A 24,827-nucleotide genomic window follows, 5' to 3' on the forward strand; every position below is an offset into this window, starting at 1 on the left:
TTTATTACTTACTTCGCTACTTCTTCAATAATAGCTACAACTAATTCTGCTGTTTTCGCTAATTCTTCAACAGGAATTTTTTCATTTGTTGTATGAATTTCTTCATAACCAACTGCTAAGTTAACTGTTGGGATACCATGTCCTGCGATTACGTTCGCATCACTTCCGCCACCACTTTGGTGAAGAGAAGGCGTACGACCGATGTTTTCAGCTGCACGTTTCGCAACTTCTACAACGTGATCGCCAGCAGCAAACTTAAATCCTGGATACATAACGTTTACTTCAACGTCTGCATGACCACCCATTTCTTTTGCAGTTGTTTCAAATGCTTCTTTCATTTTTGCAACTTGTGCTTCCATTTTCTCATTTATTAAAGAACGAGCTTCTGCAAAAATTTGAACATGATCGCAAACGATATTTGTTTGTGTACCACCTTCAAAACGTCCAATATTTGCAGTTGTTTCAGAATCGATACGACCAAGTGGCATCTTTGCGATTGCTTTTGCTGCGATAGTAATTGCAGATACACCTTTTTCTGGTGCTACGCCAGCGTGAGCTGTTTTCCCGCGAATAATCGCATTCACTTTCGCTTGTGTTGGCGCTGCAACTACAATTTCACCAACTTTTCCATCACTATCTAATGCATAACCATATTTTGCTGTAATACGCTCACGGTCTAACGCTTTTGCACCAACAAGACCAGATTCTTCTCCAACTGTAATAATAAATTCAATTTTACCATGAGGAATGTTTTTCTCTTTTAAGACACGAATTGCTTCAAACATAGATGCTAATCCAGCTTTGTCATCGGCTCCTAAAATTGTAGTACCATCTGATACGATATATCCATCTTTAATAGAAGGCTTAATTCCATTACCAGGAACTACTGTATCCATATGAGAAGTGAAATAAATTGTATCAACACCGTCTTTTGTTGCTGGTAAAGTACAGATTAAGTTACCTGCACCATGACCAGTCACACCCATCGTGTCATCCTCAAATACTTCTACACCTAAAGCAGTAAATTTCTCTGTTAACACTTTGCAAATTTCTGCTTCAAATTTTGTTTCAGAATCTACTTGTACTAACTCCATAAATTCATTTACTAAACGTTCTTGATTAATCATAAGACTGCGCCTCCTGCACTACCATTATGTATGTAACAACATTAATTATAACAGAATTTCGCAAAAGTTTCGAAATACAAGACAAAAAACAGATGGTTAACACATCTAGATCCCCATCTGCCTCCTATTACTCGTTTAACAATACCCAGCGCATATGATCTTCCCAGATTCCATTTACCATTAACATCTTCCTAGATACTCCCTCATATTGAAAGCCTATCTTCGTCACTACTTGTATAGATGCTAAATTACGTGGCATAATCGGCGCTTCTATACGATGTAAATGAGATTCCTCAAAAGCAACTTGAATTGCTTTTCTAAGCGCTTCTGTCGTATAGCCTTTATTCAACTCTTCTTTATCTAATTTGTAACTGAGTACACAAGATTGATAAATACCACGAACGATTAAATTAAATGAAATACAACCAATTATTTTCGTATCATCACCCTTTTTAAAAATCCAAAGCCTGATGATCTTACCTTCCGCGAACTCTTTTCTATCCTTTTGTAACTTTTTCTTTTGATAATCTAACGTGAAAAAATCCTCCGGTCTATACTCTTCCCACGCTTTTAAAAATTCACGATTTTTGTCGTAATATTGAAGAACTTTTTCCGCATACGACTCATCAATTTCTCTTAAATGTAAACGATCTGTTTCGTATATTTTCATCATCGTATCTCCATTCTTCATGCCTGCATAACAAAAAACTAGTACTCTATCTTTTAATATATTCTCTACACACACAAAAATTTCCTGTTATACTTTACACACATTTCTCGAAATTTGTCATTTCTCTCCCCTTGTCCACAAATCCATTTCTCGTTACAATAAAGTGAAGCTTTAATTAGTTGCACCAATCGGGCGCTTACGGATAGTTGATCTCCTACCTAACTTCCCCGCATTCGCCGAATTTTGAGGTGAGACCCTTACTGTCCGCAAATAGCGGGATAAAATTTGTACTGATTTGCAAGGAGGTTTAACGATGCATAAAAAAGCTCAAAAAATTATGGTTTATATAATGCTAATTTCTATGCTTGTAACAACACTACTTACTGGCGCAAGTATGTTTTGGTAAAAAGGACGATTCACTCGTCCTTTTTTTACTGCTTACACATACAAAATAGACCATCTCGAAATCGAGATAGTCTAACTTGTAATGAACATTTTATTTTATATATATTACAATTGCTACAATACTAAAGGAAAAAGCCATTACAAGTGCTATTACAAAACTTGTATATTGTTTCTGCTGAAATGCCCCAATAACAAAAGTAAGATTGAGTAATGCCATAAATACAATCGCTACAACGTAAGAACATATATTAAAAGTTGCTAATATGAATGTAATGACAAATAGAAAACCAATGCAAAACTGCATGTAAGAAATTTTTGGATTCAAATACATATGAGCAACCCCTTTACTTAATTATCTTTATATATTCTCATTAACGCATGGTTATGTACACATGTCAAGACAACTTATAGAAAAGAAAAAAGCCAACCGTTTCGTTGGCTTTTCCAAATACTATGGCCCCTTTTTCCTTCGCCAATTGCTGAAATGTTTTTTTCGATTTCACAATCGATACTTTCGTTCCAATTGGAATACGATCAAACAAATATTCCACATCATGTTTCTTCATTCTTATGCATCCTTGCGAAATATATTTTCCAATTGAACTAGGCTGATTTGTCCCATGTATCCCATATTTACTTCCATCAGTTCCTCTTGCGTTAAATCCCATCCACCTCGATCCAAGTGGATTTTTCGGAGATCCACCAGGAATATCCTTCGCAATATAATACGGATCCTTCGCTTTCAGTACAATATCAAAAGTTCCTTCTGGGGTTAATTCATTTGTTTTCCCTGTCGCTACTGGAAAAATCTTTTGAATCTTCCCATCGTCAATGTAAGCAAGTTTATTTGTCGCTTTATTTACAATTATAAAAGGATCTCCAGCACGTGGATTATCACCAAGAGGCCAAATCGGCGATAAAGAAAAACATAATAATAAAGAAAGAAGATACGGCATATATAATTCCTACCTTCTAAATAAGTTCTTTTATATTATCCTTTCCCTTAAAACGACTTTTAATGAGCAAATATTGCTCCATTTCATAAACAAGTTGAACGAGTTTTGCACGTATTTCAAATTCTTCTCGCGAGACTGGTAAAGGCATTTCTCTAAATACCTCTCGCATTTCTTGAAGTTGTCTTAACGAAATGACCCCTGTACTTTCAGGACGAATAGAATTTCCTATATTTTCGATTACGTCTGCAATCATATCAGCTTGTTCATACGTCCAAGACAGTGATGCAGCTAATGGTATCATTCGCTCCAAAATTTCAAATTGTTGCATACGCATATCAAAATACCGATAATAATAGTCATCTTCACGCATAAATTCATTCTCAAGTTTTTTAAATGATAAATCTTTTGCTTCTTTTAGCATCATTTCTGTTTCAATTAATTCGGCCCCACTCCAATTACTATCTCGATTTCGTAAATAAACGACCATTTCAAACAAAATCGTTCTGAAATGGTCTTCTATTTTCCCTTGATACTCTTTCAGTTTATTCTCACTGCTTGGCATGTACATGTTTACTAATAAAGCGACACTAATTCCAATCGTCAGTATAGCAATTTCATTTCCAACTATAAGCCATGTAATTTGTTTCAATGAATATAGATGCATGACAATAACTGAGCTCGTGACAATCCCTTCTTGAATTTTAAACATAACTGCAGTAGGGATAAATGTAAGTAATAATACACTAATTGCAAGTGGTGTATAACCAATTGTTTCAAAAATACAAAATGCGAATACCATTGATAATACACAAGCTAAAAAACGATGTAACGATACTTGAACTGATTTACGTTTCGTGTTTTGTACACATAAAATGACTAAAATACCCGCTGAACTATAAAATTCTAAACCTAATAACTGAGCAATTAAGACTGCCGCACCTGTCCCTATTGCTGTTTTTACTGTACGGTATCCAATTTTAAACATATCATTACTCCTATATGTATAACTGTATTTAAAGTTAGTATAAAAAAAGGATGACACAATGTCATCCTTTTCTACTTATTATTCACTTAACCTTTACATATTACAATATCTTTTGTAAAAATTGTTGCGCACGTTCACTCTTCGGTGCTGCAAAAAATTCTGCTGGAGCACTATCTTCTACGAGCTTTCCACCATCTAAAAAGAGAACACGGTCTGCTACTTCTTTTGCAAATCCCATTTCATGTGTAACGATTGCCATCGTCATTCCTGTCGTAACTAATGATTTCATAACTTCTAACACTTCTTTCACCATTTCTGGATCTAACGCAGAGGTCGGTTCATCAAACAACATAACTTCCGGTTCCATCGCTAACGCTCTTGCAATTGCTACACGTTGCTTTTGTCCTCCTGAAAGGCGATTCGGATACGTATCTTTTTTATCTAATAATCCTACTTTTTCTAAAAGTTTCTCTGCTTTCTTTTCCGCTTCTTGCTTCTTTACTCCTTTTACATTAATAGGAGCATACGTAATATTTTCTAATACAGTCATATGAGGAAATAGGTGAAAATGCTGAAATACCATTCCGACATTTTCACGAACATGCATGATATTCGTTTTCGGGTTCGTTACTTCTTCCGTTCCAATCCAAATGTGACCATTTGTCGGTGCTTCTAACATATTCATACAACGTAAAAATGTTGATTTCCCTGATCCAGACGGTCCGATAATTGCAACAACTTCTCCTTTTTCAAGCGTTGTCGTAATTCCTTTTAATACTTCATTTTTCCCAAATGACTTATGAAGGTTTTCAATTTTAATCACTTTTTTTCATTCTCCCTTCAATGGCTTTCCCGACTAATGTAAGAATAATGACTAGCATATAATAAATCAGTCCAACAAAAAGTAATGGCTCAAGATATTTAAACGTTTCACCGCCTACAATGTAAGCACGGCGCATTAAATCTGTTGCTCCAATTACAGTTACTACAGCCGATTCTTTCGTAAGAGTCGCAAACTCATTTACAAGTGCTGGTAATATATTTTTTAAAGCTTGAGGAAAAATAATATTTCTCATCATTTTTCCGTAAGGAACCCCTAAAGCCATAGCCGCTTCTGTTTGTCCTTTATCAACCGCTTGAATGCCGGCACGAATTACTTCTGACATATATGCACCTGAATTTAAACTAAATGCAAGTACAGCTGCTAAAAAGGCCGGTATCTCATACCCAATCATTTGCGGAACACCGAAATAAATAATCATTAATTGCAATACTAGCGGTGTACCACGAAATATTGATGTATAAATATCTGCTGCAATATTTAATACTCGTATTCTAGCAATTTTACAAAGCGCTAATAACATCCCTAAAATAAATCCTGCCAAAGCTGATGCAGCTACAATTTTCAAAGTAACTTCTAGCCCTTTTAATATATATGGTATTGAAGGCGTAATTGCCGAAAAATCCAAGTTCATTCTTTTCATTCCTCTCACAGAAAAGTGAAAGGCAGCTTATTTTTCGCTGCCAAACCATTTCTTCACTAATTTATCCATTTCTCCATTTTCTTGCATTTTTTTAATCACTTTATTAAATTCTTCTGTTTTATCACTGTTTTTTGGAAGGGCAATTGCTGCTCCTACTTCTTCTGGTGCTTCTTTAATTTCAATTCCTTGTAATTCTTTCATTTTCTCTAAATAATTTTTCGCTACTGTATCTTCTAAAATCGCTGCATCAAAACGACCCGCTTTAATTTCTTGCACGATTTCTGGTATACGGTCACGTCCCTCAACTGTGAAATCAACTTGTTTTTTAAATTCAGCTGCCTTTTCTTCTTGAATAGATCCTGTTTGTACCCCTACTTTTTTCCCTTTTAAATCTTCTAATGATTTAATGTTAGAATCCTTTTTAGAAACAATCATATTATTAGCAACAAAATATATATCTGTGAAATCAACATTATTTTTACGCTCTGCAGTTGGCGTCATACCTGCCATAACGAAATCAACTTTTCCTGAGCTAAGAGATGCTAATAAACCACCAAAATCCATATCTTTCACTTTCACTTCATAGCCAAGTTCTTTTCCGATATATTTTGCGATATCAATGTCAAATCCGATGATTTCATCGCTCTTTGACGCTTCCACGTATTCATAAGGTTTATAGTCCGCTGAAGTACCCATAACAAGTACTTTTTCATTTTTTTCAGTAGCCTTTTCTTTCCCATTACTACAAGCACTGAACATACTTACAATTAAAATAAGTGCAAACGATATTGATAAAAACTTCTTCATCTTTCTTCCCCCTAATAATGTATATTTAAAAGTTAATTGGAATGTTTATTCGATGTTTGTATTGTATCAGTAGTTTAATTTTTATGCAATATATAAAATAAAAATAAATGAAATTACCTTAAATACCCTATTTCTCATGCATAAAATAACGCATAAAACTGTATCCATATGCATATCCTATCGTTTTAAATACTAAATAAAAAAAGGCGGTACATCCATGTAACCGTGGATGTACCGCCTTTTCACTTATTTATAGTTCTTCACAATTATCTTCGAAATACGATTGTAATTTCGCAATGACTTGCATTGGTTCATGACCTTCAATTTCATGACGTTCTACCATCGTTACAATTTTTCCATCTTTTAATAATGCAAATGATGGAGATGAAGGTGGATATCCTTCAAAATATTCACGAGCTCGTGCTGTTGCTTCTTTATCTTGCCCCGCAAATACCGTTACAAGGTGGTTAGGACGTTTATCATAATGTACGGAATGTGCAGCAGCAGGGCGAGCAATGCCACCTGCACAACCACATACAGAGTTTACCATTACAAGTGTTGTACCATTTCTTTTAAATGCTTCTTCAACTGCTTCTGGTGTCGTCAATTCTGTATATCCCGCAGAGACAATCTCTTCACGCGCTTGACGGACAACATCATTCATAAAAAAGTTAAAGTTAATCAATCTTTTCCCTCCTCTAATTCTACCTATTTGTATCTTACCAGTTAATGTTTAGAGAATACAAGTAAGTTTACTTGTATTTCAACATATAAAAGGTGTTAGAGCTCTTGCTCTAACACCTTTTATTAATGACCACGATGCTTTTGCTTTGCTTTTTGTACTTTTATAAAACGTTTTCGCTGCTTCTCTGCTTCTCGTCTCTCTTTAGATTGCACTTTCCTATCTTGTTTATGCAGTTCATAAGATAAACTAATTGCTTCTTGCGCCTTTGTAAAACGTTTTACATTTACTTCTTTTGCCGCTTGTCGTATGATACGTTTTATATTTTTTGGACGCTGTTTTTCTTTAACTTCCACACCGTATTTTGCAACGTGCTGGAAATATGCTAACATTGGACCATTCACAAATATAAGTACTTCCTCGTCTGAAGGTTCCATTCCAAAAATATACCTTGCTCCATACAATTTCCCTTTTTCTTTATGCGTAATAATTCCTACGAAAAATTGACCATCGTGATATACTGTCAAATCCATTGACAGCCCCTCCTTTAAAAAAATTAGAAATACTGGACATCCCGGAGGGGAAGGTTACTGACATGAAATCATGCGTCTGGACTACCGACCAGAACTGTGTTTTTGTATTTCTTCCACTACTATTATATCTTTTTTTCCATAATTTTCATATATTCCACAATCATTTTTTTATGCGATCCTACAATATAATCAGGTAGCTCTGTTACCCGGAAGAATTTAAGCTGAACCGCTTCTTCTTTATTCATAACAAAATTCCCTTCATATTCATCGGTATAATAGGCTGTCGTTACGGATTGAAACTCATCACCGTTTGTTAATTTTGTAAAATAGTTCGCTCCAGAAAATACATTGATTAATCGCAAATTCTTTACTTCTATTCCTGTCTCTTCATATACTTCACGGTAAGCTGTTTCTTCTGGTGATTCACCAAGCTCCATTAGCCCGCCAGGCAGCCCCCATTTTCCGTACGGCTCTGTTCGCTGTTGTAATAAAACATAACCATTTTCATTTATAACAAGTACAACAGCACCAACTAAAATTAAGGGGCGATGACCAACTACTTTTCGTAACTCCTCTACATATCCCATGGAAACACCTCCCATTTTTTCGTTGTCCACACTATTGTATCATATGTATGAAACGACAAAATGCGTATGTATTTCATTTTTTCAACAAAATATTTATTTTACATGCTTCATCCACCGTAGCTAACATAATGGACTCAATTTCTGCATTCTTCTCTAAACACTCTTTCGCCCACTCTTCCGTTTTTCCTAATAAAGCGAGTACATCTTGCTGAATTCTACCATCCTTCACTAAAATAAAAGCAACTGGAGATTTTCTCACCGCTACTTTAAGATCAAGACGAGAAACTGCTGCATATTCTGGATACTGAAATATAGAAACAACGCCGCTTGCTTCCCACAATGCTAATTTAATCGTTTTAATATCGCTCACATTTTGTACGCGAAGTTCCGAAAATAAATATTCCACCGTAATTCTCGCTTTTTTTAAGTTACTAAAATCAATGGAACCATTATGTATAAGAATAATAGGTGCAGGCTCTAAAAAACGTCTCCACCTATCCCATTTCAACATTAAAACAGAGCTTATGATGTGAAGTACAACGAGTATAAACGTTGTAATCATCGAACCGAGTAATCCAACCTTTTCATCTGATAATGCGTTAGAAATATTCCCACCAAGCAATAACACTAATACAACATCTAAAAATCGAAGTTGTGCGATGGACCTTTGTCCCATCGCTTTCGCAACTAATATTAAAAATATGTACGCTATAATAGCTCGAACAACCCATTCGCTATTAGAAAGGTGCCGTGCTCCTTCAAAAATATGCATATGCATCACATTGCACTCCTTAAACATTCCAAACTACAAGTCTGTTTTAGTTTGCAACGTTTAAGAGCATATATGTAAAAAAAGCTGGTTCGTTTTTACACGAACCAGCTTTTTTACTTAACTGAAAACATATATTTTTTATACGTTTTCCGTACCGATAATATGAGCCCCATCATAATCATATTCGAGAATAAGGAACTTCCCCCATATGATAAGAAAGGTAACGCAATACCTTTTACAGGCATTAATCCAACGATCATACCGATATTTTGGAATATTTGAACCGTTAATATACCGATAGATCCAGCACATAATAATGTACCGAACAAATTATCGGCAGAATAACCGATAATAATTGTTCGATATAATAGTAATAGGAACAAGAATACAACTAACGCCGCTACTATAAATCCACCTTCTTCGGCAATTGTAGCGAAAATAAAGTCAGTGTGTTTCTCTGGAATATAGACGTTCCCTTCACCGAATCCTTTCCCTTCCATACCTCCACTACCTACAGCTAAAATCGATTGCTGTGTTTGATAACCTTGATCTGTATGTTCAAATGGATCTAACCAACCTAAAATACGTGATTGTTGGTGAGGTTTTAGTAAAGTAACTAAATTATTAAAGAAGAAATCCTCATACCTTACGTAAATAAATATTAACGCAGTTAATATGGTGACCGGAATAACTGTACATAATGCTATCAATTTCTTCTGAATACCTGACATAAATAAAATACATGCAATGGCAGCAGCATATAAGAACACCATACCTGTATCTGGCTGACTATATACAACGGCCATAGGAGGAAGGGATACTAGCATAATTTTACCTACTAGTTTTAAATCTGTTTGGAATGTCCTCGCCATATACTGTGCATTATGTTTCACTGCTATACTTGCTACTACGAGAAGCAATGAAATTTTGAAAAACTCCGATGGCTGAATTTGTCCAGCTACTGGAAAAACAAACCATCTTTTTGCACCTAATTTTTCAGGTGTAAAACTGGAAACCGGTAGTATTTTCAAAAGAATAAGTGAACCGAACCCAGCGATATAAAGTGGCCAAGACAATTTTTGTAATTGATCTAAGTCGATGCTTGCAACAAGCAATAACAATACAACTCCAATTATGTAGTTCAAACCCTGTTTCATAGCAAAGTTCGCTTCTCCATATTGTCCGGTTTGCTGACTGCTATATATAGCAGTTATACTTATAACACAAAATGCAAACAAAATTAAAATTAATTTTACATCTAAACTTTTTAGAAACTCGGTACTTCTTTTCATGACATCCTCCTGAAACATTGTTACGGCAAAATAAAAAACCAGGAGTCAATACTCTTCATGTTTTGACGACTGATTACACATTATCTATAAAACACTTATATAGAATAACTCTCTTTTTCATACAATACAATATATTATACTACAGTTTCGTCAGTAAGATTTGCCAAAAAAATTATTCTTTTTTTATTTTATATCCATATACCATATATCAGCAATGTATTTTCGTAAATTCCTAATACATAATCGTCCATTGTAAGATTACTGGGAAAAGTGTTGTACATATAATAGGAGCAGAAGAAGAAATAAGATGATAAAAAGCTCGCCTAAGCGAGCTTTTTATTAATATACAGATGTATTATTTTCTGACGTATTTTCTAAAATTTCTTTTACACGTCCTAAGAACTTACCACAAATTAAACCATCAAGTACACGGTGATCAAGTGATAGACATAAGTTAACCATGTCACGAGCACCGAACATACCATTATCCATAATTACTGGTCGTTTTACAATTGATTCAACTTGTAAAATAGCCGCTTGTGGGTAATTAATAATGCCCATAGATTGAACAGAACCAAATGATCCTGTGTTATTAATTGTAAATGTTCCGCCTTGCATTTCGTCCGCTTTTAACGATTTCGTGCGTACTTTTCCTGCAAGTTCTGTAATTTCGCGAGCGATACCTTTAATTGTTTTTTCGTCTGCTTGCTTAATTACTGGTACAAATAGTTCATCCTCTGTTGCAACAGCGATAGAAAGATTAATATCTTTCTTCTGAACGATTTTATCGCCAGCCCACATTGAGTTAATTTGAGGATACTCTTTTAACGCTTGTGCTACTGCTTTTACGAAGAAAGCAAAGAATGTTAAGTTAAAGCCTTCACGCTTTTTGAAATCACCTTTAATTGAATTACGGTATGACACAAGGTTTGTCACATCTACTTCAATCATCATCCAAGCATGAGGTGCTTCGTGTTTACTGCGTAACATATTTGCTGCAATTGCTTTACGCACACCTGTTACTGGAATTTCGATATCTCCAGGCATTGTTGGTACTGAAACTGGTTTTGCAGCTTCTACTTTTTGTGCTACTGGTGCTGCTTTCGGTGCTTCTGGACGAGCTTCTACTACTGCTGCTACCGCTTCTGCTTTTTTCGCACCTGCTTGCGGGATATTTCCAGATTCCACAAGTTTTAAAATATCTTTACGAGTAATACGACCATTTGATCCTGTACCTTCTACTAGATCTAAATCAACGTTATGCTCGCCTGCAAGTTTTAAAACTGCTGGTGAGAAACGTGGTTTCCCATCAGTTGGTTGTTTTGCTTTTGGAGCTTTCTCAGCAGTAGTTACTTCTGCCTTTGGTTCTTCTTTCGTTTTTTCCTCTACAGCTGTTGCAGCTACTTCATCTGCGCCTTCTACTTGAATGACACAAACAACTTCACCTACAGCTAACGTATCACCTTCACCAGCTATTAACTCTTTCACAATACCAGTGAAAGAAGATGGTACTTCTGCATTTACTTTATCCGTCATTACTTCTGCAAGCGGATCATACTTATTTACGTGATCGCCAACATTAACGAGCCATTTACTAATTGTTCCCTCTGTAACGCTCTCCCCGAGCTGAGGCATTGTGATATTTTCTACAGCCATGTATAGTCCCCCCGATTAAAATTCCGCAAGTTCACGCATTGCTTTTTCAACTTTATCTGGATTTACCATAAAGAATTTTTCCATTGTTGGTGCATATGGCATTGCCGGAACGTCTGGGCCTGCAAGACGTGCGATTGGCGCATCTAAATCAAACAGACAATTTTCAGCAATAATTGCTGCCACTTCACTCATAATACTTCCTTCTTTATTGTCTTCTGTTACAAGAAGAACTTTACCTGTTTTAGAAGCTGCTTCAATAATTGCTTCTTTATCTAACGGATATACCGTTCTTAAATCAAGAATGTGTGCAGAGATGCCATCTTGTGCTAACTTCTCAGCTGCTTGAAGAGCAAAGTGAACACATAATCCGTAAGTGATAACAGTAATATCATCACCTTCGCGTTTTACATCTGCTTTTCCGATTGGTAATACATAGTCATCTTCTGGCACTTCACCTTTAATTAAGCGATATGCACGTTTATGTTCGAAGAATAATACTGGATCTTCATCACGGATTGCTGCTTTTAATAAGCCTTTTGCATCATATGGTGTAGAAGGGATAACAATTTTTAAACCTGGTTGGTTTGCAAACATCGCTTCTACAGATTGTGAATGATACAATGCACCGTGAACACCGCCACCAAATGGCGCACGAATTGTAACTGGACAAGTCCAATCGTTGTTAGAACGATAACGAATTTTTGCTGCCTCAGAAACAATTTGGTTTACTGCTGGCATGATGAAATCAGCAAACTGCATTTCAGCGATTGGGCGCATACCATACATTGCCGCACCAATTGCTACCCCAGCAATTGCAGATTCTGCAAGCGGTGCATCAAGCGCACGGTCTTCACCAAATTGATCATATAAACCGTGTGTCGCTTTAAACACGCCACCTTTTTTACCAACATCTTCTCCTAAAACGAATACTTTCTCATCGCGTTCCATTTCTTCGCGCATTGCTAATGTAATAGCATCAATATAAGACATTACAGCCATGAAACGTTCCCCCCTATTCTGCGTATACGTGCTTCAATGCATCTTCAGGTGCTGCATACGGAGCATTTTCTGCATATTCTGTTGCTTCATTTACGATATGCATAATTTCGTCTAACATTTGTTTTTCAAATTCCTCAGTTAACACGCCAGCTTCTTTTAAATAAGCTGCAAATGTTATAATTGAATCTTTTTTCTTTGCTTCTTCTACTTCTTCTTTATCACGATAAACACGATCATCGTCGTCACTAGAATGTGCTGTTAAACGATATGATACTGTTTCAATTAAAGTCGGGCCTTCACCACGACGGCCGCGGTCTGCTGCTTCTTTTACAGCTTTGTATACTGCAAGCGGATCATTTCCGTCTATTGTATATCCAGGCATACCGTAACCAATTGCACGATCTGATACGTTTTTACATGCTAATTGTTTTTCAACCGGAATAGAGATTGCATATTTATTATTTTCACACATGAAAATAACAGGTAGTTTGTGTACACCAGCAAAGTTTGCGCCTTCATGGAAGTCACCTTGGTTTGAAGAACCTTCTCCAAATGTAACAAACGTTACTAAATCTTTCTTTTCCATTTTTCCAGCTAGCGCAATACCAACTGCATGTGGTACTTGTGTTGTTACTGGAGATGATCCTGTCACAATACGATTTTTCTTTTGACCGAAGTGACCAGGCATTTGACGACCGCCAGAGTTTGGATCTCCAGCTTTCGCGAAAGCAGACAACATAAGCTCTTTAGCTGTCATACCAAACGCTAATACAACACCCATATCACGGTAATATGGTAATGCATAATCTTTCTCTCTATCAAGAGCGAACGCCGCTCCAACTTGCGCAGCCTCTTGTCCTTGACAAGAAATTACGAATGGAATTTTACCTGCACGGTTTAATAACCACATACGTTCGTCAATTTTACGTGCAAGTAACATCGTACGGAACATTTCTAATACTTGCTCATCACTTAAGCCAAGCTCTTCATGGCGCTTTTCTTTTACTTCTGCCATTTTTCATAACCTCCTAAATCCACATTTTTATGCGTGTAACGCTTTTCCATCTACAGCTAGCGCTGCTTCACCAATCGCCTCAGATAATGATGGATGCGGATGAATTGTATGTGCTACTTCCCAAGGTGTTGCATCAAGTACTCTTGCAAGACCAGCTTCAGAAATCATATCTGTTACATGTGGTCCAATCATATGAACACCAAGAATGTCATTTGTTTCTTCATCAACTACAAGTTTTACAAATCCATCTGATTCTCCGTATACAAGTGCTTTTCCGATTGCGCGGAATGAGAACTTACCTACTTTTAACTTATAGCCTTTTTCTTTCGCTTCTTGTTCTGTTAAACCGACAGAAGCAACTTCTGGGCTGCTATATACGCATTTTGATACCATAGAGTAATCAATTGGTGTAACTTCTTTCCCTGCAATATGTTCTACTGCAACAATTCCTTCATGAGAAGCAACGTGAGCAAGTTGCAGGCCACCGATTACATCTCCAATTGCGTAAATATGAGATTCTTTCGTTTGATAAAACTCATTTGTTTGAATGTATCCTTTTTCCACAACGATATCAGTATTCTCTAAACCAATATTTTGCGTATTGGCTTGTCTTCCTACAGATACAAGCATTTTTTCTGCTTTAAATTCTTTATTCTCACCATTATGTTCAGCTTGAATTGTTACTCCATTATCTTTTACCAATGTTTCTGGTAATACTTTTGCACCAGTTACCACTTTAATACCTTTTTTCTTGAATAGACGTTGCATTTCTTTTGAAACGTCCTGATCTTCTAGTGGTAATATTGTTTTCGCATACTCTAACACAGTAACTTCTACACCAAAGTCAGCAAGCATAGATGCCCACTCAATACCAATTACACCGCCACCAACGATAATAATCGAGCTAGGAAGCGTTTCCATTTTTAGAGCATGATCTGAAGACATTACGTACTCTCCATCTAATTCTAAACCTGGTAATGAATTTGGGCGAGAACCTGTTGCAACAAGTACATTTTTTGGAATTAACATTTCATTCTCTTCTCCACTTGCAAGTTCAACTGAAATTGTCCCTGGCATCGGAGAGAAAATAGATGGACCAAGAATACGGCCAATACCTTCAAACACATCAATTTTACCTTGTTTCATTAAATGTTGAACGCCTTTATGGAGCTGCGTTACAATCTTCTCTTTACGCTCTTGTACTTTTGCAAAGTTCAGTTCTACATTACTTGCAATAACTCCGAACTCTTCGCTTTTTTTAGCAGTTGCGTATACTTCTGCACTACGTAAAAGAGCTTTACTAGGAATACATCCTTTGTGCAAACAAGTACCACCAAGATTTTCTTTTTCAACAAGTGCTGTTTTTAATCCTAGTTGTGATGCGCGAATAGCAGCAACATATCCACCTGTACCGCCGCCAACGATGACTAAATCATATTCTCTTGCCATTATCTCAACCCCTAGCTACTGTTTGTTTTTCTCTTACAACATACTCTTTCGGCGCTTCTTCTTCACGTAATACACGAAGTGCTCCTTCTGCTAACGCTTGTAATTCATCTTCTCCTGGATGTACGATAACATCTGCAATCCAGTCAACACGTTCTTTTATTTCATCGACAAGAATTTTACTGTACGCAAGTCCACCAGTTAATACGATTGCATCGATTTTCCCGTGAAGTACAGCACTAGCTCCGCCAATCTCTTTTGCAACTTGATATGCCATTGCTTTATAAATAAGAGTTGCTTCAGGATCACCTTTTTCAACCATTTGTTCTACTTTAATTGCATCATTTGTGCCGATAAGACTTACAAGTCCACCTTGTCCGACAAGTTTTTTAACCATTTCGTCTCGGTAATACTCTCCAGAGAAACACATTTCAACTAATTGTCCTACTGGTACTGTACCAGCACGTTCTGGACTAAATGGTCCTTCTCCGTTTAAGCCATTATTAACATCAATAACTTTTCCTTTTTTATGAGCACCAACTGTAATACCGCCGCCCATATGTGTAACTAATAAATTTAAATCCTCGTATTTGTGGTTTAATTCTTCAGATACTTTACGAGCAACTGCTTTTTGGTTTAATGCATGGAAAATACTTTTACGTTCCATACCAGCAATACCACTAATACGAGCAATCGGCTCCATTTCATCTACAACAACAGGATCCACAATAAATGCTGGAATATTTAAACCAGAAGCAATTTCATATGCTAAAATGCCTCCAAGGTTTGAAGCATGGTGACCGCTAAATCCATTTTTTAAATCTTCTAACATCGCATCGTTTACTGTGTATGTTCCGCCTTCGATTGGACGAAGTAATCCCCCACGTCCACAAACAGCGTTCAATTTTGAAATGTTAATACCGTGAGAATGAAGAACTTCTAAGATTGTTTCTTTACGAAACTCGTATTGATCGATAATACGCTTATATTTTCCAATTTGTTCTTCGTCATGACGAATTGTTTCTTCTAAAACGGGTCTTTCATTATCAAAAACACCAATTTTTGTGGATGTACTACCCGGATTAATAACAAGAATTCGATTTAAGGACAATGTTGCTACCTCCACTAATAAATTCAAAAGGAAGTGGGAACCTCATAAGAGGTAACCACACCTTTTGTAAAAGTTGTATATGAATGATTAGCGACGGCTAATAATGTCGTGACCGTTGCGTAAGTATGTGCTACGAGTGTTTTTCAAGCTTGCAATGCGCTCTTCAGCTAGACGATCTGCTGCCACATAAGTTGCTATGCCATCGCGTTTTGAAATTTCGATTACTTTTGCAATTGTGTCATAAATAGACTCAACACGTTTTAGTGCACGTTCTCTATTGTATCCATATAACTCGTCTGCTACGTTAATTACGCCACCTGCATTAATAACATAGTCTGGTGCGTATACAATACCCATTTCATGAATGATGTCGCCGTGACGATCTTCTTTTAATTGGTTATTTGCAGAACCTGCGATTACTTTTGCTTTAAGTTGTGGAATAGTTTCATCATTAACTGTTGCGCCTAATGCACATGGTGCATAAATATCACATTCAACACCGTAAATTTCATTTGGCTCAACTGCTGTTGCACCGAATTCTTCTACTGCACGTTGCACAGCCTCTTTATTAATATCTGTAACGATTAATTTTGCTCCTTCAGCGTGTAAATGTTTGCATAGGTGATATGCTACGTTACCAACACCTTGAACAGAAATTACTCTTCCTTCTAAATTATCTGTACCGAACGCTTCTTTTGCAGCTGCTTTCATACCACGGTAAACACCGTATGCAGTTACAGGAGATGGGTTACCAGAAGAACCGAATGATGGTGAAATTCCTGTTACAAAATCAGTTTCTTCATGGATAATATCCATATCATCTACAGTTGTACCAACATCTTCAGCAGTAATGTAACGTCCGTTTAATCCTTGAATGTAGCGTCCTAATGCACGGAACATTGCTTCGCTCTTATCTTTACGTGGATCACCGATAATTACTGTTTTCGCACCACCTAAGTTTAAACCAGCTGCTGCGTTTTTGTATGTCATCCCTTTTGCAAGACGCAATGCATCTTCAATCGCCGCTTCTTCAGAATCATATGTCCACATTCTTGTTCCACCAAGTGCTGGCCCAAGTGTTGTATCATGGATTGCAATGATTGCTTTTAAACCAGATTCTTTATCTTGACAAAATACTACTTGCTCATAATCATATTTTTCTAAGTATTCGAAGATTTCTAATGTCATTGTCGTTTCCCCCTAATTGTTTTACCCTATTTGGTTTATTTTGAAGCAGTCGCAACTGCCAATGCTAATGAATATACTTTTGTTTCTGCTGAATCAGCACGTGATGTTAAAACAATCGGTGCTTTAGCGCCAGCAATCATCGCTCCTACCTTTGCATTTGCAAAATAGACGAGTGATTTATATAGCACATTTCCAGCTTCAATCGTTGGGACGAGTAAAATGTCTGCCTTACCTGCTACATCACTTACTATGCCTTTATGTTCTGCTGCAATTTGTGATACTGCATTATCTAAAGCAAGTGGTCCATCAACGACACAATTTTTAATTTGTCCGCGGCGATTCATTTGAGTTAACATCGCTGCATCAATTGTCGCTTGCATCGCAGGATTAACAACCTCTACCGCTGCAATTGGCGCTACCTTCGGCAAATCAATTCCTATTGCCTGGGCAACTTCTACAGTATTTTGTATAATAGCAGCTTTTTGTGTTACATCAGGTGCAATGTTCATCGCTGCATCTGTAACAAAAATAAGACGATCGTAATTTGGAACTTCAAATGTTGCAACGTGTGAAAGTACGCTACCCTTACGAAGTCCCCACTCTTTATTTAATACAGCTTTCAAAATATTTGCTGTTGGGATGTTCCCCTTCATTAGCACATCTGCTTCGCCATTTCTTACAGCTTTAACAGAAAGTTCTGCAGCCTCAGCACTTGACGCTGCTGCAATCACTTCAATATGTTCTGAAGTTTGTAACCCATGCTCTTGTAGCATCCCTATTATTTTCTCTTGATTTCCATATAGACGAAATTGAGCTAGCTGTAACTTAATTGCTTTCGCTACAGCTTCAATTACTTCATGATCTTCAGCTACTGCTACAGCCACAGTTTTTTTAGGCTGTCCTGCTGCTTGATCAATTAAGTGTTCTAACTTCATATTTTGTAATCAACCCTTTCCGTCGTCCCTCGTCTATTCATTAAGCAAATACCGTGCCAACTTTTAAAAGTGGTCTTACCAATAATGAAAACGCATTCAAAATGCAGTAAAATCAATACTTTGGAAAACAACGAAATATTCTGTCTCGTTTTGTCGCTTTTTGTATACCATGCAATAAATTGCATGGTACGCAATTTATTGCATGCTATTTTTTGCGCAGTCGTACTTTTCTAGCTTGTAATATAAGTTCCGAACTGAAATTCCTAACGCTTTCGCAGTCTTCGTTTTGTTCCCATCAAATTTCTCTAAATATTCACGGATAATATTCCCCTCAAATTCTGTCACTAGGTGTTCAAGGGCCTTCTCTTCTAATTCAGGTAATAAATTATTTTGTTTCGTCTCTACTTGTTCTTCTTTATGTAAAGGCGGTAAATGATGTACATCAATGTATATCTCGTTATAATTCATAAAGATAATAGCTCGTCCTAAAATATTTTCAAGTTCCCTAACATTTCCTGGCCATTCATATGATTGTAAATATGAAACGGCTGAATCGGTGAGTCCTTCTACATTACGACCATAATCTTGATTGATTTTTTGAATTAACCTTTCTGCAATCGCTGGTATGTCTCCTTTACGCTGACGAAGGGAAGGAATTTGAATCGGGATTTTATTTAAACGATAATATAAGTCCTCTCTGAACTCCCCTTCTAAAATAGCTTTTTCTAAATTCACATGCGTCGCAGCGATCACTCGAACGTTAATAGGTATCGCCTTCGTTCCCCCTACTTTCACAATTTCTTTTTCTTGTAGTACACGAAGGAGCTTCGCTTGCGTATTTGCAGATAACTCTCCGATTTCATCTAAAAAAACACTTCCATTATTCGCTTCTTCAAAGAATCCTCGTTTCCCGCCTCTTTTAGCTCCAGAAAACGCGCCTTCCTCGTAACCGAATAATTCACTTTCTAATAATGTCTCAGAAATAGCAGCACAGTTTACTCGTACGAACTTATTGTATTTTCGATTACTACTGTTATGAATAGCGTGTGCAAATAACTCTTTCCCCGTACCAGATTCCCCTCTAAGTAATACTGTTGCTGGTGTATTCGCTCCAAGTTTCGCTTGTTCAATAGCTGCCGTCGTTTCATCTGAATCGCCAACAATATCATCAAATGAATATTTCGCTTCTAACGTTCGAATGATTTGTCTTGCCCTATTCAATTCATTTGTTAACTTTTGAATTTCTGATACATCGCGAATTACCCCGACGCTTCCTTTCAATATTCCATCAACAATAACCGGCGCTACGTTTACAATTACATCTCGCTTTTTTTGCCCAATCTTCATATGTATCCCTCGTACCGCTCGGCGCGTCCGAAGTACTTTCATATGCATACTTTCACCTTCTACAATATCAGTTGTAGCCGGCTTCCCAAGAATATCTTCTTCCGTCAAACCCGTTAACTTCGTATAAGCAGGGTTTATAACTAGTCCTCTTCCTTTCTCATCAACAACCGAAATCGCTTCCTCAGATGAGTTAATAATCGCCTCAAGTAGCGTTTGAACTTCTTTTAAGTCTGTAACTTCTTCCGCTAAATCTACAACTTCTGTAATGTCTTTAAAAATCGCAAATGCCCCTTGAACTTCCCCATCTTCTTTTAATATCGGGATACGCGTTGTAATAATCTTTTTTTCATTCTCTAACGTCAGTTCATGATTCACTTCTATTTTTTTCGTTCGTATAATACGAAGCAACTTACTCGTTGGAATAACTTCTAAAATATATTTCCCTATCGCCTCTTCTTTCTTATATCCGATAATACGCTCTGCACTTTTATTAAACAGACGAACTTGTCCCTCTTGATTTATAACAATCATACCGTCATGCGTTGAATTTAAAATTAAATTCCCTTGTTGCGTCTGTTCTTCCAACTTTCCAATTAAGCCTTCCTTTTCATGCGCTAATCTCGTAACAATCTTCGCAATATCCCCCGGAATAAGAAGGGTATCTTTATGCTTGCTTCCCAATAAAACTTTATGTAAATCATAATCACCTGTCATATCAAACATTACATCAATATGAATAGAAAGAAACGGAGTTACACTATCACCAATCGGGATCCCATATTCCTTTGCGATTTGTAATCCTTTCGCAATTGGATTAATATCAATAACTCCTATAATTTGAAATATATTCGAATTTTGTAACAGACTCAGCAGTGTACTCCCACCTTCACCTGCTCCAACAATTAACACCTTTTGTTTCATACATCACACTTCCTCTCGAAGTATCTCTGCAAAATTTTTCACATCCTTATCTTACTCGTTCAGCAACCTCTTGACAAACCCCCTTTTCATATAACATCATTTAAATAAACAAAATAATCTGAAAAGGAGATTTATGTATGCAGCGTTACCTCGCTCTATTATTAGCACTCATCCCGATTTCATTAGCCGTGCTTGGTATTAAACTAATGAGAGATACTGTATTTGGGATTTTATTCTCCCCAATCCCTATATTATGGTTACAATTTTTAATCGGTGCTCTTTGCTTTGCACTCGGATTTTATATTTTCGGTGGCTTCGTCTTACACAGAGATCGTAAGAAAAATAAAGTACAAGCCCGCTTCAGAAGATAGAACAAAGTTTTCACATACCGATAAAAAAATGAGACCATTATATTAGGTCTCATTTTTTATCGGTAATAAAGTTCTTGCTGTTTCAGGATAATCAGTAATAATCGCTGATATGTTCATATCAAAATATTTACGCATAAGCGTTTCTTCATTTATCGTATAAGGACGAACCTCTACACCACTTTCCATCGTTAATTCAGCGATGGCATCTTGAAGATAACGATAATTCGGATGCACTGCAGTAGCACCCATCTTTTTTGCATATGCCCACGGGCTATGCAAACCTTCACGATACAAAATAGCTGTTTGAATATCAGGAGCCATCATATGGCACCTCTTCATACTGTAGTGATTAAAGGAAGAAAAAATAGTCCGATTCTCTAAACTAAACTTACGTACAAGTGTTATGACTTCTTCCTCTAAGCCTCTATATGGAATTGTATTATTTTTCAGTTCAACATTAAGTAGCAATTGCGTTTTTTCAAGCCATTCCAGTACTTCTTCTAAAAGAGGAATTTTACAAAAACCTACTTTTTCACTAAATTTATAACTTGCATCTAACTTACATAAATCTTCGTATAAATAATTTCGAACAGCACCTTTTCCATTCGTGGTCCGGTTCACAGCTTCATCATGAATGACGACAATTTTTCCATCTTTCGTTAATTGAACATCGAGTTCAATTCCGTCTGCCCCGAAAGCCTCCGCTGCTTCAAATGAAATCATTGTATTTTCCGGATACGTTCCCGCCGCACCACGATGTGCAAATATAAGAGTCATCCTCACTCCCCCAATCTTATGCTATACTATACGAAAAAGGAGGTACTTCTATGAGACCATTACAAATTTCTCCAGACACTGCAGTCCGCCTATCCAAAGCGTTAGGTGTTCCACTTGAACAACTTATGCATATGCCACAGCATATTTTAATCCAAAAGTTAGTTGAATTAGAAAAACAAAATAAAGACGAAGATTAATATAGTCCTGTTTTGCAGGGCTTTTTATTATCATCTATTATATCATGGATAACTTACCCACTAAAATTATGAATGCATGGAACAACAAAATAAAAGATCAATGAGTGCTTTAAACTCATTGATCTTTTATAAAAAAATTTATTTTGAATGTACTACTCTCAGCTAGCCTTATGTTCAAGTCTCAACTTATCCGCAACCATTGCGATGAACTCGGAATTCGTAGGTTTTGCTTTTGACATCGATACAGTATAACCAAATAAGGACGAAATAGAATCAATATTCCCACGGCTCCAAGCCACTTCAATTGCGTGACGGATTGCGCGCTCGACACGACTTGCTGTTGTATTATATTTCTTTGCGATATCTGGATATAATACTTTTGTAATGGATCCTAGTAATTCGATATCATTGTACACCATAGAGATCGCTTCTCGTAAGTACATGTAACCTTTAATATGAGCGGGTACACCAATTTCATGAATGATACTTGTAATACTCGCATCTAAGTTTTTCGGTTTTCCATCGATCGTTGTTGCTGATCGGAAAGATGGTAATGGACGTTTAATAGTAGCATTTTCCTTACCACTCACTTGACGAATATGACTTGTTAAATTCTCCATATCAAATGGTTTTAATATGAAATATGATGCCCCTAAATCAACCGCTTTTTTCGTCACATCTTCTTGTCCGAATGCTGTCAACATAATAACGCTAGGTTGTCTTAACCTTTCAATATGTCGCATTTTCTCTAGCACAGCTAGACCATCTAAATGTGGCATAATAATGTCTAAAACGAGTACATCAGGCTGCTTTTCTTTCAATAAGTTTAAACATTCTTGACCATTGTAAGCAATTCCAATAACTTCCATATCATCCTGAGCAGCAACATAGCTCTCTAGCATCGATACCAATTCTTTATTATCATCCACAAGACATACTTTAATTTTCTCCACAGTTTTTCCTCCCTTACCGAATCGATTCTTCCGACATGTGTAAGCTTCTAGGCTACATGAATTGTTCGACAATTGTGTGAAAATTTCCTTTTAAAGTTTCTTACTTTCCGATAAAATCACAAAAAAATATGTTTATCGTTCATTTATTTCCTTTCGCAACACATTCCATCATAGAATTACAGCGAAACGTTCAACCCTTTTCTTATATCTTACAACAAAAAACAGCTCTTGCGGAGCTTTTACAAAATTTCAACGAATTTTTCAAAAGAAAAGCGAGCTAATATGTATTAGCTCGCTTTTTTCTCTTGATCATAAATATTAATTCCAGCCTCATGTAACATCCATTCGATATGAACACCATATCCTGACGTCGGATCATTTACAAATACATGTGTAACCGCACCGATCACTTTCCCATTTTGTACAATCGGACTTCCACTCATCCCTTGTACAATACCACCCGTTTTTGCTAGTAAACGTTTATCTGTCACTTTTATAACCATACCTTTTGTAGCTGGGAACTTTTGTGGTACCGTACTAACAACTTCAATATCAAACGCTTCCACTTTATCTTGATCAATAACTGTTAATATTTTCGCTGGTCCTTCTTTTACTTGATGGGATAATGCGATAGGCATTGCTTTATCCATTATGCCGTTTGTCATATTTGTGTTTAATTTCCCAAAAATACCATACGGGCTATTTATTGTAATATTACCAATCACTTCACGATCCGGTGAAAATCTTGCTAATTTTTCTCCCGGGTTCCCGTGACTTCCTCTTTCAATAGACGTTACTGTCGAACGCATAATTTGTCCATCTTCTACTTGAATTGGCTTTTTTGTATCATTATCGGAAATTACATGACCAAGCGCTCCGTATTTCATAGAATTTGGATGTACAAATGTCATCGTTCCGATACCAGCTGCTGAATCACGAATATACAGTCCAATTCGGTAAGAGGATTCACCATTGTCTTTTTGTGGTGTTAGCTTAGCACGAATATATTTTCCATCTCTTAATAAAACAAGATTAAGCGGTTCACCTGTTTCTCCACTATTATGGATAAATGGTGCTACATCACTCATTCTTTCAATTGTTTTACCATTGATTTCAGTAATCATATCTCCAATCTGTACACCAGCTGTTTCACCAGGAGATACTTTACCCTTTTCAGTTTGAATTAAATGATGGCCTACAACAAGTACACCTTTTGTGTTCAATTTTACACCAATCGATTGTCCACCTGGAATAACTTTAAAATCTTTTAATACTTTCACATTTACTTTTTTCACTGGAAAACCAGCAAGTTGAAACACCATATCAGCTTCACCGTTTTGGTGAGAATTTACCATAAGCCCTTGTTCTTGTTCATTTGAACTCACCGTAAATACATTACGATTTGTAGATGAAGCCTTAAAAACTGGTAATGATGCTATTTCTGATTGTTGTCCTTCAAAAACAACAAGTTGCTTCGGGGATGAAATAAACGTTCGAAGCGGTTTAAAACATCCAATAAAAACTAGAGAAACAAGGAGACAAAGACCTATTATTTTTCGAAATCTTTCTAATTTCAATTTGTTCACTCTCCTCGCTCCTACCCCACATTCA

Annotated in this window: 27 protein-coding genes; 3 read left to right on the forward strand and 24 right to left on the reverse strand. The window is 36.6% G+C overall.

What is annotated here, in order from left to right:
* Positions 1-8 precede the first annotated feature (8 nt).
* Together QUF93_RS21925 and QUF93_RS21930 are read right to left on the reverse strand one after the other, a co-directional pair.
* Complete coding sequence (locus QUF93_RS21925) at positions 9-1,127, reverse strand: tripeptidase T (RefSeq protein WP_002122364.1); 1,119 nt, start codon at positions 1,125-1,127, stop codon at positions 9-11.
* Positions 1,128-1,254: 127 nt separating this feature from the next.
* Positions 1,255-1,800 (reverse strand): GNAT family N-acetyltransferase, encoded by a 546-nt coding sequence (locus QUF93_RS21930; RefSeq protein WP_033712281.1) that lies wholly within the window; start codon positions 1,798-1,800, stop codon positions 1,255-1,257.
* A gap of 310 nt (positions 1,801-2,110) precedes the next feature.
* On the opposite strand from QUF93_RS21930, the gene prli42 reads away from it, so the two are divergent.
* Entirely contained in the window at positions 2,111-2,203 is a 93-nt protein-coding gene (gene prli42 / locus QUF93_RS21935) for a stressosome-associated protein Prli42 (protein ID WP_000549036.1), read from the forward strand.
* A 90-nt stretch (positions 2,204-2,293) separates the two neighbouring features.
* On the opposite strand, the gene QUF93_RS21940 is transcribed toward prli42, so the two are convergent.
* The 19 genes from QUF93_RS21940 to QUF93_RS22030 all read right to left on the reverse strand — a co-directional run bounded on the left by QUF93_RS21940 (position 2,294) and on the right by QUF93_RS22030 (position 20,918).
* Positions 2,294-2,533, reverse strand: a complete 240-nt coding sequence (locus QUF93_RS21940; protein ID WP_002122370.1) for a DUF3894 domain-containing protein — start codon at positions 2,531-2,533, stop codon at positions 2,294-2,296.
* 64 nt (positions 2,534-2,597) lie between these two features.
* A complete protein-coding gene (locus tag QUF93_RS21945; RefSeq protein ID WP_289360186.1) occupies positions 2,598-3,158 on the reverse strand; it encodes a L,D-transpeptidase in 561 nt (186 codons plus the stop codon).
* Between the two features lie 16 nt (positions 3,159-3,174).
* Positions 3,175-4,143 carry an aromatic acid exporter family protein gene (locus QUF93_RS21950; protein WP_002122374.1) on the reverse strand — a complete coding sequence of 323 codons (969 nt, stop codon included), beginning with the start codon at positions 4,141-4,143 and terminating at the stop codon, positions 3,175-3,177.
* A gap of 100 nt (positions 4,144-4,243) precedes the next feature.
* Positions 4,244-4,966 carry an amino acid ABC transporter ATP-binding protein gene (locus tag QUF93_RS21955; RefSeq protein ID WP_002122376.1) on the reverse strand — a complete coding sequence of 241 codons (723 nt, stop codon included), beginning with the start codon at positions 4,964-4,966 and terminating at the stop codon, positions 4,244-4,246.
* Positions 4,959-5,618, reverse strand: coding sequence for an amino acid ABC transporter permease (locus QUF93_RS21960; protein ID WP_289360187.1), 660 nt, complete (start codon positions 5,616-5,618; stop codon positions 4,959-4,961). Before QUF93_RS21960 ends, QUF93_RS21955 begins: the two co-directional genes overlap by 8 nt.
* A gap of 36 nt (positions 5,619-5,654) precedes the next feature.
* Positions 5,655-6,434, reverse strand: a complete 780-nt coding sequence (locus tag QUF93_RS21965; RefSeq protein ID WP_289360188.1) for a transporter substrate-binding domain-containing protein — start codon at positions 6,432-6,434, stop codon at positions 5,655-5,657.
* A gap of 250 nt (positions 6,435-6,684) precedes the next feature.
* Complete coding sequence (locus QUF93_RS21970; protein WP_002015097.1) at positions 6,685-7,098, reverse strand: BrxA/BrxB family bacilliredoxin; 414 nt, start codon at positions 7,096-7,098, stop codon at positions 6,685-6,687.
* A gap of 143 nt (positions 7,099-7,241) precedes the next feature.
* Complete coding sequence (locus QUF93_RS21975; protein ID WP_289360189.1) at positions 7,242-7,649, reverse strand: YjdF family protein; 408 nt, start codon at positions 7,647-7,649, stop codon at positions 7,242-7,244.
* A gap of 122 nt (positions 7,650-7,771) precedes the next feature.
* Positions 7,772-8,236: an NUDIX hydrolase gene (locus QUF93_RS21980; protein WP_289360190.1), complete on the reverse strand. Its 465-nt coding sequence runs from the start codon at positions 8,234-8,236 to the stop codon at positions 7,772-7,774.
* A gap of 73 nt (positions 8,237-8,309) precedes the next feature.
* Entirely contained in the window at positions 8,310-9,014 is a 705-nt protein-coding gene (locus QUF93_RS21985; RefSeq protein ID WP_289360191.1) for a DUF421 domain-containing protein, read from the reverse strand.
* A gap of 107 nt (positions 9,015-9,121) precedes the next feature.
* Positions 9,122-10,300 (reverse strand): FtsW/RodA/SpoVE family cell cycle protein, encoded by a 1,179-nt coding sequence (locus tag QUF93_RS21990; RefSeq protein WP_289360192.1) that lies wholly within the window; start codon positions 10,298-10,300, stop codon positions 9,122-9,124.
* A 339-nt stretch (positions 10,301-10,639) separates the two neighbouring features.
* Positions 10,640-11,956, reverse strand: coding sequence for a dihydrolipoamide acetyltransferase family protein (locus QUF93_RS21995; protein WP_289360193.1), 1,317 nt, complete (start codon positions 11,954-11,956; stop codon positions 10,640-10,642).
* A gap of 15 nt (positions 11,957-11,971) precedes the next feature.
* Positions 11,972-12,955, reverse strand: coding sequence for a 3-methyl-2-oxobutanoate dehydrogenase subunit beta (gene bfmBAB, locus QUF93_RS22000; RefSeq protein WP_000290071.1), 984 nt, complete (start codon positions 12,953-12,955; stop codon positions 11,972-11,974).
* Positions 12,956-12,968: 13 nt separating this feature from the next.
* On the reverse strand, positions 12,969-13,970 hold the full coding sequence (gene bfmBAA, locus QUF93_RS22005) for a 3-methyl-2-oxobutanoate dehydrogenase subunit alpha (protein WP_000852549.1): 1,002 nt from the start codon (positions 13,968-13,970) through the stop codon (positions 12,969-12,971).
* A gap of 27 nt (positions 13,971-13,997) precedes the next feature.
* On the reverse strand, positions 13,998-15,419 hold the full coding sequence (lpdA, locus tag QUF93_RS22010) for a dihydrolipoyl dehydrogenase (protein WP_000090438.1): 1,422 nt from the start codon (positions 15,417-15,419) through the stop codon (positions 13,998-14,000).
* A 4-nt stretch (positions 15,420-15,423) separates the two neighbouring features.
* The gene (gene buk / locus QUF93_RS22015; protein ID WP_128280987.1) at positions 15,424-16,527 is read right to left on the reverse strand and encodes a butyrate kinase; all 1,104 of its coding nucleotides are present in this window, start codon (positions 16,525-16,527) and stop codon (positions 15,424-15,426) included.
* An 87-nt stretch (positions 16,528-16,614) separates the two neighbouring features.
* On the reverse strand, positions 16,615-17,715 hold the full coding sequence (locus tag QUF93_RS22020) for a leucine dehydrogenase (protein WP_002122402.1): 1,101 nt from the start codon (positions 17,713-17,715) through the stop codon (positions 16,615-16,617).
* Positions 17,716-17,750: 35 nt separating this feature from the next.
* The gene (gene yqiS / locus QUF93_RS22025; protein ID WP_289360194.1) at positions 17,751-18,650 is read right to left on the reverse strand and encodes a phosphate butyryltransferase; all 900 of its coding nucleotides are present in this window, start codon (positions 18,648-18,650) and stop codon (positions 17,751-17,753) included.
* A 195-nt stretch (positions 18,651-18,845) separates the two neighbouring features.
* On the reverse strand, positions 18,846-20,918 hold the full coding sequence (locus QUF93_RS22030) for a sigma 54-interacting transcriptional regulator (protein ID WP_289360195.1): 2,073 nt from the start codon (positions 20,916-20,918) through the stop codon (positions 18,846-18,848).
* A 137-nt stretch (positions 20,919-21,055) separates the two neighbouring features.
* Between QUF93_RS22030 and QUF93_RS22035 the strand changes: the two genes are divergently transcribed.
* Complete coding sequence (locus tag QUF93_RS22035; protein ID WP_002122407.1) at positions 21,056-21,289, forward strand: DUF2627 domain-containing protein; 234 nt, start codon at positions 21,056-21,058, stop codon at positions 21,287-21,289.
* Positions 21,290-21,331: 42 nt separating this feature from the next.
* On the opposite strand, the gene QUF93_RS22040 is transcribed toward QUF93_RS22035, so the two are convergent.
* Positions 21,332-22,066: a glycerophosphodiester phosphodiesterase gene (locus tag QUF93_RS22040; RefSeq protein ID WP_289360196.1), complete on the reverse strand. Its 735-nt coding sequence runs from the start codon at positions 22,064-22,066 to the stop codon at positions 21,332-21,334.
* Between the two features lie 50 nt (positions 22,067-22,116).
* Between QUF93_RS22040 and QUF93_RS22045 the strand changes: the two genes are divergently transcribed.
* On the forward strand, positions 22,117-22,263 hold the full coding sequence (locus QUF93_RS22045; RefSeq protein WP_289375812.1) for a YycC family protein: 147 nt from the start codon (positions 22,117-22,119) through the stop codon (positions 22,261-22,263).
* 158 nt (positions 22,264-22,421) lie between these two features.
* Here QUF93_RS22045 and spo0A read toward each other — a convergent pair whose 3' ends face one another.
* Both spo0A and spoIVB read right to left on the reverse strand, forming a co-directional pair.
* Positions 22,422-23,216: a sporulation transcription factor Spo0A gene (spo0A, locus tag QUF93_RS22050; protein WP_002122410.1), complete on the reverse strand. Its 795-nt coding sequence runs from the start codon at positions 23,214-23,216 to the stop codon at positions 22,422-22,424.
* A gap of 287 nt (positions 23,217-23,503) precedes the next feature.
* On the reverse strand, positions 23,504-24,802 hold the full coding sequence (gene spoIVB / locus QUF93_RS22055; protein ID WP_289360197.1) for a SpoIVB peptidase: 1,299 nt from the start codon (positions 24,800-24,802) through the stop codon (positions 23,504-23,506).
* Between the last annotated feature and the right edge of the window lie 25 nt (positions 24,803-24,827).

This window comes from Bacillus hominis (assembly GCF_030348325.1).
Lineage (GTDB): Bacteria > Bacillota > Bacilli > Bacillales > Bacillaceae_G > Bacillus_A > Bacillus_A hominis.